Source organism: Bacillus sp. FSL R7-0685 (genome assembly GCF_038002425.1).
GTDB classification, from domain to species: domain Bacteria; phylum Bacillota; class Bacilli; order Bacillales; family Bacillaceae; genus Bacillus; species Bacillus subtilis.
The window spans coordinates 3,273,158-3,285,670 of the sequence record NZ_JBBOCN010000001.1; the positions used below are offsets into that span (position 1 = coordinate 3,273,158).

Below are 12,513 nucleotides of genomic sequence, written 5' to 3' on the forward strand. Positions count from 1 at the left end.
CTATCAAGAGGGATTTTTTATGTTTCCAACATCACCTTGCCAGTCAGCTTCGTTTCATAGCCGTTTAAATGAGACAGATTCGCCTTATAGTCCTCAGAATTCAAAATCTCCTTCACGGCTTTGAGCAGCTGCTCATTTTTTTTCAAAACAACGATATCATATTGTTCGTCGATGAGCGGGATAAAATCAACACTGCCCATATGTGCCGCGTGCTGCGCCCCGATTCCCGCGTCAGCCTGTCCGCTTGAAACTTGTGAAGCGGCAGCGTAATGATCAGTCACGATATCGTCGTATCCCTTTACATCAGCCGGATTCACACCAAGCAAGCCAAGCTGTTCATCAAGGAGCACCCTTGCGCCAGAACCCTTTTCCCTGTTGATGATCCGGATATCAGCTCTTTTCAAGTCTTTCCAGCCTTGAATGTTTTTCGGATTCCCTTTTTGCACATACAGTCCTGCTTTGCGGAGAACGACATTGATGAGACAAAAAGGTTCACCTGTCAAAATCCGTTTTACATAAGGAGCGTTATACTGGCCCGTTTCAGCATCGTACAAATGGAGGCTGACAATGTCACACTTGCCTTGATACATATCAATCAGGCTGTTTAAGCTTCCTTTGTATTTACGGAGCGGCGTCTCTTGAATGGCATTCTCCAAATGCTTGCTGAGAAGATCCATCGAAATGTCCTGTCCGCTGATCATGACATTCGGTCTGCCGTCCGGCTCAGCCTCCTGCACCTGTTTCGGTGCTTCTGTTGCAGCGATGGGCTGAGACATTCTCATATTCGTTTTATATTGCTTTAAATCTTCTTCATCCACACGCATCTGCCTTCCGACACGGTAAGCAGGCAGCACGCCTTTTTTAATCAAGTCATAAACGGTCAGCTTTGATACCTTCAGCAGACCTGCAACTTCTTCTATCGTATAGGAAGAGGTTTCATTCATCATCATCACTCTCCTATTTTATTATACCTTTTCGCCGAATGTAAAAAAACCCACATAAACCAAACATAATCAGTTATAATTAGTTATATCTAATGATAAGGGGTGCAATCATGTTTAAGAAGTATTCTATTTTCATCGCAGCCTTAACTGCTTTTCTGCTTGTAGCAGGCTGTTCTTCAAACCAGTCTTCAACGGACAGCGAGAAAAAAGTAACGTTAACCATCTCAGCTGCCGCCAGCGCGCAGGATGCACTTGAGGAAATCCAAAAAAATTATGAAAAAGATCATCAAAATATAACCATCCAAGATAACTATGGCTCATCCGGCGCCTTGCAAAAACAGATTTCTCAAGGAGCAGGAGCAGATCTGTTCTTCTCAGCTGCTGAGGATAAATTTAAAAAGCTGGTGGATGATGGAGATATCGCAAAAAAAGACAGCACTGATTTAGTCGGTAATGAAATTGTGCTGGTCGTACCGAAAAACGGAGATTCACCTGTGACAAGCTTCAGCAATCTGGCTGAATCAGAAAAAATCGCCCTTGGCACTCCGGAATCCGTACCGGCAGGAGCTTATGGGAAAGAATCACTGACAAAGCTGTCTTTATGGGACAAAGTGAAGGATAAAATTGTGTATGGAAAAGACGTTCGCCAAGTTCTTTCTTATGTTGAAACCGGCAATGTAGACGCAGGTATTGTTTATAAAACAGATGCCCTGGTCTCGAAAAAGGTCAACATTATTGACGAGGCAAAAGCAGATACACACAGCCCAATTGTCTATCCGTTAGGAATCGTAAAAGATACAAAACACCGTAAGGAAGCGAAGGAATTTTACGAATACCTGCAATCTGATGAAGCAATGAAAGTATTTGAGAAATATGGCTTTACTGCCAAGTAGCATAAGCGCTTCAGAATTTTTCACACCCGTTGTGCTTTCCTTTCAGGTGGCGGCAGTTGCCGGAATTGCTGTCATTATTCTCGGAACACTTGCTGGAGCATGGATGTCACGGGCATCATTTTTCGGAAAAACGGCACTCGAAACATGTTTTATGCTTCCGCTCGTTCTTCCGCCTACTGTTGTCGGTTTTATTCTGATCGTCATTTTCGGAAAGCACAGCTTCATCGGACAAGCCATCGAGTGGATTTTCCAGCAGCCTGTCATTTTCACCTGGTGGGCCGCTGTGATCGCCTCGGCTGTTGTAGCCTTTCCGCTTATGTATCAATCAGCCAAAACCGGATTTGCTGACATTGATCCCGATATACAAGGTGCGGCAATGGTAGACGGCGCTAGCAGATGGAAAGTGTTTATCCATATCTCCGTCCCGCTTGCCTATCCTTCGTTACTGACCGGAAGCATCCTCAGCCTTGCGCGGGCGCTCGGAGAATTTGGCGCAACACTCATGTTTGCAGGGAACATCCCCGGTGTTACGCAAACACTGCCGACGGCGATATATGTCGCATTGGATTCCGGCAACAATACCCTTGCCTGGGCGTGGGTCGTCTGTATTGTTGTCATTTCCTTTTTGATGCTGTTTTTCATTCAACAGAAAAAAACGCACTAAAAAAACTCCCCATAACGGGGAGTTTTTTGATTAAAACAGAAGCTCATCAGGATTTGGGCCGACACGCTCATCTTTATTTAATGCGTCAATTTTGTCCATGTCTTCTTGAGACAATTCGAAATCAAAAATATCAGCGTTTTCGATGATACGGTGTTCTTTAATGGATTTTGGAATGGTTACAACCCCATGCTGCAGATCCCAGCGCAAAATCACTTGAGCCACAGATTTATTGTGTTTTTCAGCAATCTGTGTCAGTACTTCGTTATCCAAAAGCTGTCCCTGCATGAGCGGAGACCACGCTTCCAGCTGAATGCCTTGCGCTTTGCAGTAATCTCTTAATTCTTTTTGCGTCAAGCGAGGGTGAAACTCAACTTGGTTCACCATCGGTTTGATTTCAGCATCTTTCAACAGCTCTTCTAAATGATGAACTTGGAAGTTGCTGACGCCGATCGCGCGGATTTTGCCGTCTTTGTACAGCTTTTCAAGCGCGCGCCATGTATCTTTATATTTATCTTTGCCAGGCCAGTGGATCAAATATAAATCTAAGTAATCAAGCTGCAATCTTTCCAGACTCTTTTCAAAGGCAGCAAGCGTTGTTTCGTAGCCTTGATCTTCATTCCACACTTTTGATGTGATGAAGAGCTCTTCTCTTGCCACACCGGATTCTTTAATCCCGATGCCAACGCCTTCTTCATTTTTGTAGATCGCTGCTGTATCAATGCTGCGATAGCCATTTTTAATTGCCGCTTTCACTGATTCAGTCGCTTCATTACCATTTTCTACTTTAAAAACACCCAGACCGAACCAAGGCATTTCAACTCCGTTATGTAACTTTACAGTATCTTTTAAACTTGTTGGCACTTGAACATCCACCCTTTCACTGAAATGTAAGCGTCTATATTATCTCACATTCCTCTCAGCCGATACCAATAATACGCTTAAGACCCTCTTTTTGCTTCTTTTTTCACAGCACAGGCAAATCCAAACACTATTTTTTTCCTATTTTAACAATATTGAGATTACAAATACATTGAGCAGGGTATGCGTGTAGTGTAACCAAATGAAAACAAAGGAGGAAACAACTTGAAACGTATTCGTATCCCAATGACACTTGCTCTTGGTGCCGCTTTGACAATTGCCCCTTTGTCCTTTGCTTCCGCTGAAGAAAATCCTGCTCCGAAGATGTCGCAGACAACTGCTGCTGGAACAACTGCCGCTGATGTAGGTTTAAACGTCAATCTGGATGTACTTGGAATTGCCAACCAGATCGCTGATGCCATCAAATCCGCACAGAACAGGGATGGCTTTGTGAAAAACCTCATGGAGTCTTCCTTCTACGCATCCGGCCAAAAATATAATGTCATGGTCTTTAATTTAAGCCAGGAATATGAAGATCATTTGAACGGTGTGCAATTTTACGGCTCAGCCGTTTACGACGGCATTACGTATGGCATTTGGGTATTTGAAGATGGAACCTTTACAAACAAAGGCGATGGCGGCTGGATCAACTGGGCCTTCAGAGGCTGGTTCGACCGGGATGGCAGCACTGTCGCATTTCATCGCCCTTAATATAGAAAAAAGCTGGCGCTCTAACGCCAGCTTTTTTGCTGCATTTATTCGCCGCCTTCAAGCATGGCGGCTTCGACATCATTAATGTATTGGCGAAGCTCATGGGAAATGTCCCGGGAAATTTCCCTCTCTTCGAAGAGCGTTTGAATTTCATTTCTGATCGCCTGCACAGCCTTCAGCTTTACTTCCAGCTTCTGATTTTCAAAATGGGCGCTTGATTTCAGCTCATGATGGCTGTGCTCCAGCCTGAAAATTAACTGTTTATAGAACGAAATGACAGATAAAAATACTTCTTTATGTTCTTCCGTCTTATGTTTTTCCAGATATTCTATCGCTGCTTTTGCCGTTTTCACTCTTGTTGCCCGTATCAATCCCGCTTCATTTAAAATCGACATCTCCGGCTTTTTATGTTCACCGAAGAAAATCCAATACATCAGCCTCTTGAGCCTTGTTTTTGATAATCCAACTTTAAACGGGTTCGCATACAAAATTTCCAACTCGTTAAATCGTTCTTGCAGCACATTTGCTGTTTCTTCCGGGATGTCTCCCCGCTCCAGCATTTTCATCAGCGCCTCTTGCTCTGCCTTAACCCCTTGCGCACGGACTTTTCGCTCGTGTTTTTTGATGCGATTAGATGAGGTATATTGCTGAAAACGAAGATTTTTCATTTTCTCATTGTATTCAGCTATCACCGCAAGAGAGGCCGTTTTGTTTGTCTCATTCATGTCCTCTTTAATCGTTTGAAGGGCTGTTTTGATCAATTTGCGTCTCGCCGTCAGCAGCTTCTTGTTTCGTTCCTCGTCCTCTTCTTCTTTTTCAGTCAGAATCGGCAGCACAACGGTAGCAATGACAAGCGTGCATAAAATGACGCCGGCTGCTAAAAAGAGAATCAGATTTCTTTCCGGAAACGGCGTGCCGTCCTCCAGGAAATACGGAATGGAAAAAGAACCTGCAAGCGTTACTGCTCCACGCACACCGGAAATCGAAATTAACAGCGTCGAACGAAGACCCGGTTTATAGATGTTTTGATCTTTATTAAAGAACCATTTGCCGTTCCAGAAGAACAGCACCCACAGGAATCTCAGGAGCATTAACGTAAATGTGATGACTAGGATATAGCCGATCACCTTCATGTTGCTGATGGCAGTGTCGTTAAAGATAACAGAAATAACATCAGGGATTTGCGTGCCGAGAATAACGAAGACCAGGCCGTTCAAAATAAATAAAATAATGTTCCACGTACTTGAGGAGACGATTTGCAGCTTGATCATCGTAGATTCCAGACGATCCTGTTCAACCGCATGGGTAATACCGCCAGCCACAACTGCTAAAATGCCGGAAACGCCGATTTCTTCAGCTGCCAAATAAATCACAAACGGCGTCAGAATTTGAATCAGCATATGCATCGTGACATCCTGCATGCCAAGGCGGCGCAGAAATAGGCGAAAACGAATAATCAAAAATGAAATGACAACCCCGCACAGCAAGCCTCCGAGAGAAATAAAGACAAAGCTGACAGCCGCTTGTGCTAATGAAAATGCACCAGTCACTGCCGCTGCAATCGCAAACTTAAAGGCCACCAGACCTGATGCGTCATTCATCAGCCCCTCACCTTCCAGCAGGCGAAGAATCCCTTTTGGCATTTTCACTCTTCCTGATAATGCGCTGACAGCGACGACATCAGTCGGTGAAAGAATGGCCGCAAGTCCAAAGGCCGCTGCCAGCGGAATAGCAGGAATCATCCAGTGAATCGTGTAGCCGCCTACAATCACAGTCGCAAATACAAGGCCGAGTGCAAGCAATAAAATCGGAGCCCTTAAATTCCAAAGCTCTGCCCGCGGTGTCCTCTTTCCATCATTAAATAGCAGAGGCGCGATAAAAAGAACAAAAAACAATTCGGTGTTTAATTCAAAATGAAGTCCCTGTGGAAATGAGGCGGCAAGAATCCCAAGAGCCACTTGAATCAGCGGCACCGGAATAAACGGAATAAACCGGTTCACGATATTAGAAATCGCAATAATCGTTAATAATACGAGCACAACTAAAAATATGTCCAAATGCATGACCTCCTTCGTCTGTTGTGTGTCGGCATGATGAGCCAAAAAATCTGTTTGTCTAAAAGCCCTTGAGCTAGGGTGGCCTTGCATACGCTATGTGGTTTTGCAGGAGTTCTCTCCACACTTGTCTTCTTTTATAGTACCCTTTTTAGGGTATTTTTTCTCATGATATGCTCACAGTGAACTTTTTTGCAGCAGAGCAAATTACAGAAAAAAGAGACAGGAAGCTACTCCCTGTCTCTCGTCTTTCTTTCTCAATCATGAAAATTCGTACCGTCAGTTGTTGCTTTGATAATGCCCGCGCGGATGACAAAGTCACCGAAATGCTCGCCTTCCTCGCGTTCTTTCGCATAGCGGGAAAGAAGGATGCGCAGCTCGCTTAAAATGTCTGCTTCACCGATGTTTTCACGGTACATTTTGCTTAAACGGCTTCCGTCAAACGCAGCGCCAAGATACATATTATATTTGCCCGGCGCCTTTCCGATAAATCCGATCTCACCGAGTGCATGACGTGCGCAGCCGTTCGGACACCCTGTCATGCGAATGGTGATTTCCTGATCACGAAGGCCGTTTTCGTCAATAATCTCTTCAATCTTATCTAACAGGGTCGGCAAATAACGTTCTGCTTCGGCCATTGCCAATCCGCAGGTCGGAAGAGCGACGCATGCCATCGAGCTGCGGCGAAGTGCTGAATAGTGCTTGCCGTCAGTTAGTCCGTACTGTTCAATTAAAGCACTGATTTCTTCTTTTTTATCGCTTGAAACGTTCGCAATCATTAAGTTCTGATTGGCTGTCAGCCGGAACTCACCTGTATGAACTTTGGCGATTTCCCGCAAGCCAGTCATCAGCTTATAATCATCGTAATCCGTTATACGGCCGCCTTCGACAAACAGCGTGAAATGCCATTTATCCTCGATGCCTTCCACCCAGCCATAGCGGTCGCCGTTATGATCGAAATGATACGGCTTCGCTTCTTCCAGGCTCCAGCCGAGACGGTTTTCCAATTCTTCTTTTACGTTTTCTAAACCGAGGCGGTCAACTGTGTATTTGAACCGCGCATTTTTACGGACAGAACGGTTGCCGTAATCACGCTGAATCGTAATCGTTTTTTCAGCAACGTCATACATTTGCTCAGGCCGGCAGAAACCGATCACCTTGGCTAATTGCGGATATGTCGCAGTATCGCCATGCGTCATTCCCATACCGCCGCCGATTGCCACGTTAAAACCGATCAGCTTGCCATCCTCGACAATCGCAATGAATCCCAGATCTTGTGAAAAGACGTCAATATCATTAGACGGCGGAACGGCAATACCGATTTTAAACTTCCGCGGCAGATAGAGCGGTCCGTACATTGGCTCGACTTCTTCCTCCGGCGTGCCGGCAACTCTTTCCTCATCAAGCCAAATTTCATGATATGCTCTCGTCCGCGGCAGCAGATCATCACTTAATTTTTTAGACCACTCGTATACCTCTGAGTGGATTTCAGATTGATAAGGGTTTGATGCACACATGACGTTACGGTTTACGTCTCCGCAGGCTGCGATCGTATCCAAAAGTGCTGAGTGGATCGTCTGAATGGTTTTCTTCATGTTCCATTTCAGAATTCCGTGCATTTGGAATGTTTCACGTGTCGTCAATTTTAATGTGCCGTTCCCGTATTTCTGGGACAGGTCATCCATGACAAGCCATTGTTCAGGCGTCGAGACGCCCCCTGGCATACGCACGCGCAGCATGAACTGATATGCGGGCTCAAGCTTCTGCTTTTGGCGTTCATTTCGGAGGTCGCGGTCATCCTGCAAATAACTGCCGTGGTGTTTCATCAGGCGGTTATCATCATCCGGAATTCCCGCACTGATTCGATCGAGCATCACTTCTTTCAGCGTGCCGCGCAAATAATCACTTTCTTTTTTAATGCGTTCAACATCACTTGGAGAGCCGTCCGGTGCTTTTAGAATTTTGGTCACCATGTTGAAAAACTCCTTTCAAGTCAAATCAATATACATCACGCTGATAGCGTTTTTGCTGCTGCATATCGGCAAGATAAGCCTCCGCTTCTTCGCGGCTCATATTGCCTTCTTTTTCGATAATTTCAAGCAATGTGTTATGGACGTCATGCGCCATATGCTTTTCATCTCCGCAAATGTAAACAGCCGCTCCTTCTTGAAGCCATTCAAACAATTCTGCGCTATGTTCAAGCATGCGGTGCTGCACATATACTTTTTCTTCCGTATCACGTGAGAACGCCACATCCATTTTTGTCAGCACACCGTCTTTGAGCCAATTCTGCCACTCTGTCTGGTAAAGGAAATCCGTGACAAAGTGCTGATCGCCAAAGAACATCCATGCCTTTCCTTCCGCTCCCGTCTCCTCACGCTCCTGCATAAAGGAACGGAAAGGTGCGACGCCTGTCCCAGGGCCCACCATGATAATCGGTGTTTCAGGGTCTTTCGGAAGCTTAAAGTTTTGATTGTGCTGTACATAAACCGGCAGTGTGTCTCCTGGCTGCAGACGTTCCGCGCACAAAATCGAGCAGACGCCTTTTCGTTCACGGCCGTGCGCATCGTAGCGGACTGCGCCGATTGTTAAATGCACTTCATCCGGATTTGCGGATAAACTGCTTGCAATCGAATAAAGGCGGGCAGGCATTTTTCGCAAAATCGAGACAAACTCCTGCGCAGATACACTAAATGGGCCATAGTCACGGACGAGATCAAGCAAATCGCGCCCTTCAATATAGGCTTTTACATTCTCCTCATTTCCCGGGGCTAAAAGCTCTCTAAGCTCATCGTTCCCTGTCAGCTGGGCTGCCTGTTCAAGAAGCGGTTTTGTGAGAACGGTAATCTCATAGTGAGAAATCAGCGCTTCTTTCAGCGGACGGACATCACCTTGCTTATTAAGCGTCACAATTTCTTCCGGGTCCCAATTCATTTCCTTAAGGAGCAGCTCGACAAGTTCCGGATCGTTTTCTGGATAGACGCCGAGGCTGTCACCAGGCTCGTAAGTCAGGCCTGATCCTTCAAGAGACAGCTCCACATGGCGTGTTTCTTTATTTGATCCTCTGCCGTTTAAATTTAAATTTTCTAACACTTCAGCCCGAAACGGGTTTGTTCTGGAATACGAAGACTCATCGGTTTGAGACGCAGCCGCCGGCGCAGGCGCGGCGGTTCCGCCCCCAGCTTCATTTAATCCCTTCAATACACCCTCAAGCCATTCGGCTGCCGGTTCATCATAGTCAAGATCGCAATCAACGCGCGGAGAAATCCGTTTTCCGCCGAGTTCTTCTAAGCGCTGATCAAATTCTTTCCCTGTCTGGCAGAAAAATTCGTACGAACTGTCACCAAGCGCCAAAACGGAAAAGCGCAGGTCTTCAAGCTTAGGCGCCCGTCTTCCGTGCAGAAATTCATGAAACGACAGCGCGTTATCAGGCGGCTCGCCTTCTCCATGCGTACTGACGACGATTAAAAGATTGGTTACCTTCTTCAGCTGATTCGGCTTAAAATCGCTCATGGATGAGACGGTCACTTGAAAACCGCTCTGTTCAAGCTGCTTGCCGGCATTTTCAGCAAGCCCCTGTGCGTTTCCCGTCTGTGAACCATAAAGAACGGTCACTTCTTTTGAAACGGCCGGTGCTTCCGCAGACACAGCTGCCGCCGGCGCACCCGCAGTTTCTTGGGCGGAAACAGATTGCGCGGATAAGTATCCGCTCAGCCAGATTTTCTGGGATTCGGTCAAGGTCGGCAGAAGGCGGTTAAGGAGCTCTGCCTGCTCCTGATTAAACGGACTGTTCATTACCTGAAGTTGCAACGTATCCACCTCACAAAGTTATAAACTGATCGAAAATTGCATCTAATTGAACTTTACCGGAATACTAGGCTTAAGTAAAATATATTTACATGATGATAACTATTAAGAATCCTAATGATAAAACGGCTATGCTTCATGTAAATAGAAAAAAGAGAAGGACTCCCTTCTCTTCATTCAACAATCTGATATAAGTGAGGCGGCACAGCGGTTACAAACGGACTGGCTTCACCTGTATAAAATACCGCCAGCATGTGCATCGCACGGGTGCACGCAGTATATAAAAGCCTGCGGTCGTGCTCTGTATGATAGTGTTCTTCAGATGCATCATAGACAAGCACTGCGTCAAATTCAATTCCCTTCGCTAAATACACCGGAATCACGCAAACACCCTTTTGAAATGGTTGATTTTCTTTATGAATCAGGCGAACATCTGTATATTCACTCATGTGGGCGTGCGCCTGTATGCATTGATGCGCAGTCTTGCAGATGACGGCTATTGTTTCGTGCCCTTTTTTCTTGAGCCGGCCAATTTCTTGCGCGAGCTTTTGGCAAAGGCTCTCATGTCCTTCAGTTTTGACAACGAGCGGCATTTCCCCGCTTCTATTAAACGGCTCAATATCCGCTCCATCTTGAAGCATCGCTTTGGTAAACTCGACAATCTGCCTTGTAGATCTGTATGTTCTCTTTAAACGAACATACTCAGCAGGCTCATCCTCAAAGCACGCATCCATACGCTGATCCCCGTGTATGGTATGCGCGTAGATGGACTGATTGATATCACCGAGCACTGTCATGCTGGCAGCCGGAAAAATACTTCTCATGTAAGCCATCTGAAACGGTGAATAGTCCTGGGCTTCGTCAATAAATAGATGTTTGATCTTCGTATTTTTCTTTCTGCCCTCAATCAGATCCTGCATATAAAGAAACGGTGCCGCGTCCTCATAGAGCAATTTATTATCCGTAAATGCCGAACGGGTCAGCTCACCTATCACGGCCATCTTCTCATCCTGAAATTTCCCTCCCCAGCCAGAAAACAATTGCAAATAAAGTTGTGAAACATCAAGAAATGCAAGGAGCCTGACTGCCTGCTTGAGCGGTTTGAAAGCTTTTTTCACAATGATGGCGGCAAGCAGCTGCTGCTCTCTTTGATAATCGTTAAACGTACTCTCGCTGAACCGTTTCCTTTCCTGCAGTTTTTTGTACACGTCCAAGTAGTCCTCTTTGTCAAGCAGCTCAGCTTCATGAACGACCCAATCCTTTCGCCGTTCCTTTTTCTCAAGCTTGTTAAGCTCACTCAGCAGCCACTTCGCGGTTTGCTCCATCCGATTCGGAATGGAGTGATTTTGATCCAATGAGTAAAAATAGGATTGAATTTGCTCCTTTGTGATCAGCTTTTGTCCGCGGAATATAATATTTTTAAAAATCATCCCTTCAGAGGAAAGCCGTGTGACGTATTCATCAATGAATTGCTGAAAGGATAAACCCGCCTTCCATGTGATTCCCGCAAGCCTTGTTGGAAAATCGCCTTCCTTAGTTTCGGTCAGGCAATATTCGAGCTGATCAAAGGGGCTTTCACATTTGAACTTGCGGCCAAGGCGATGCTCGATATATTCCTGAAACGTCGCCTGCTCCATATTCTCTTCTCCTAACTCAGGCAAAACAGAGGATACATAGCTGTTAAATAAGAAGTTGGGAGAAAACAAAACGATTTGTCCGGCATCAATGACGCCGCGGTGCCTGTATAACAAATAAGCGACACGCTGAAGCGCAGCCGATGTTTTCCCGCTGCCAGCCGCTCCCTGCACGATCAGGATCTTGCTTTTTTCATTACGGATAATCTGATTTTGTTCTTTCTGAATCGTAGACACGATGTTTTTCATTTGGGTATCGGAGTGATGGCTTAATACCTCTTGCAGCATTTCATCACCAATCGTCATATCGGTATTAAACATCGCCTTGAGAGCGCCGTTTTTGATCATAAACTGGCGTTTCAGCACCATTTCCCCTTTTATCGTTTCACCGGGCACCTCGTACTCCGCTTTTCCTGGGGAATAATTGTAGTACAAACTTGATATCGGCGCCCTCCAGTCATAAATCAGAAAGTGTTCCTCCTTCTCATCCAAACAGGAAGCTAAACCGATATAAATTCGCTCTGCCTGCTCCTCGCCGTTTTCAATAAAATCAATCCGGCCGAAATAAGGCGATTTTTTTAATTGATGAATTCGTTTGAGCTGCTGATCCATGCGCCGATGATTGTGTTCCCGATCAGACAGGAGCTCTGCCTGCTGCTTAATGCTTGCCATCGTTTCAATCGCTTCATGGGCATCATCAAAATTAACCTTAACATCCTCCCAAAAGCTTTTTCTTAATCCGATGATATCATGCTTCAACCCGCCCGCAGACGTTTCCAGAAACCGCTCTTTTTTTTCGAGCTCCTTCAGCACCTCATCTATTCTCGACTGCTCTTCCTTCCATTCCTTATCCTGCTGATTCATGAACGGCACCTCCAGAAAATAGTTGACAAACATAGATGAAATACTGTAAAATATAATTGGATACATATATAGAATGTATGACGA

Annotated in this window: 9 protein-coding genes; 3 read left to right on the plus strand and 6 right to left on the minus strand. The window is 45.5% G+C overall.

Annotated elements, in window-relative coordinates; translation table 11 throughout:
• Positions 1–17: 17 nt before the first annotated feature.
• On the minus strand, positions 18–944 hold the full coding sequence (locus MKY50_RS17140; protein ID WP_340958437.1) for a substrate-binding domain-containing protein: 927 nt from the start codon (positions 942–944) through the stop codon (positions 18–20).
• 110 nt (positions 945–1,054) lie between these two features.
• Here MKY50_RS17140 and modA point away from each other — a divergent pair, with 110 nt between their 5' ends.
• Together modA and modB are read left to right on the plus strand one after the other, a co-directional pair.
• Entirely contained in the window at positions 1,055–1,837 is a 783-nt protein-coding gene (gene modA, locus MKY50_RS17145; RefSeq protein WP_341116990.1) for a molybdate ABC transporter substrate-binding protein, read from the plus strand.
• Positions 1,809–2,501, plus strand: a complete 693-nt coding sequence (gene modB / locus MKY50_RS17150; protein ID WP_154217723.1) for a molybdate ABC transporter permease subunit — start codon at positions 1,809–1,811, stop codon at positions 2,499–2,501. Before modA ends, modB begins: the two co-directional genes overlap by 29 nt.
• Positions 2,502–2,531: 30 nt before the next feature.
• Here the strand turns inward: modB and pgoN are convergent, their stop codons facing one another.
• On the minus strand, positions 2,532–3,362 hold the full coding sequence (gene pgoN / locus MKY50_RS17155) for a glyoxal/methylglyoxal reductase (protein ID WP_029318405.1): 831 nt from the start codon (positions 3,360–3,362) through the stop codon (positions 2,532–2,534).
• Positions 3,363–3,584: 222 nt separating this feature from the next.
• Between pgoN and yvgO the strand changes: the two genes are divergently transcribed.
• Entirely contained in the window at positions 3,585–4,070 is a 486-nt protein-coding gene (gene yvgO / locus MKY50_RS17160; protein ID WP_014480858.1) for a stress response protein YvgO, read from the plus strand.
• Between the two features lie 44 nt (positions 4,071–4,114).
• Here the strand turns inward: yvgO and MKY50_RS17165 are convergent, their stop codons facing one another.
• The 4 genes from MKY50_RS17165 to helD all read right to left on the minus strand — a co-directional run bounded on the left by MKY50_RS17165 (position 4,115) and on the right by helD (position 12,429).
• Positions 4,115–6,127 (minus strand): Na+/H+ antiporter, encoded by a 2,013-nt coding sequence (locus MKY50_RS17165; RefSeq protein WP_124059098.1) that lies wholly within the window; start codon positions 6,125–6,127, stop codon positions 4,115–4,117.
• A 254-nt stretch (positions 6,128–6,381) separates the two neighbouring features.
• On the minus strand, positions 6,382–8,097 hold the full coding sequence (cysI, locus tag MKY50_RS17170; protein ID WP_003243849.1) for an assimilatory sulfite reductase (NADPH) hemoprotein subunit: 1,716 nt from the start codon (positions 8,095–8,097) through the stop codon (positions 6,382–6,384).
• Between the two features lie 25 nt (positions 8,098–8,122).
• Positions 8,123–9,934: an assimilatory sulfite reductase (NADPH) flavoprotein subunit gene (locus MKY50_RS17175; protein WP_341116992.1), complete on the minus strand. Its 1,812-nt coding sequence runs from the start codon at positions 9,932–9,934 to the stop codon at positions 8,123–8,125.
• Positions 9,935–10,104: 170 nt separating this feature from the next.
• Complete coding sequence (helD, locus tag MKY50_RS17180; protein ID WP_341116993.1) at positions 10,105–12,429, minus strand: DNA helicase IV; 2,325 nt, start codon at positions 12,427–12,429, stop codon at positions 10,105–10,107.
• Positions 12,430–12,513 lie beyond the last annotated feature (84 nt).

Excerpts from the sequence above, each read along its gene's own strand:
- MKY50_RS17140 (WP_340958437.1), bottom strand. The coding sequence starts at position 944 with ATGAATGAAACCTCTTCCTATACGATAGAAGAAGTTGCAGGTCTGCTG.
- modA (WP_341116990.1), top strand. The coding sequence starts at position 1,055 with ATGTTTAAGAAGTATTCTATTTTCATCGCAGCCTTAACTGCTTTTCTG.
- cysI (WP_003243849.1), bottom strand. The coding sequence starts at position 8,097 with ATGGTGACCAAAATTCTAAAAGCACCGGACGGCTCTCCAAGTGATGTT.
- helD (WP_341116993.1), bottom strand. The coding sequence starts at position 12,429 with ATGAATCAGCAGGATAAGGAATGGAAGGAAGAGCAGTCGAGAATAGAT.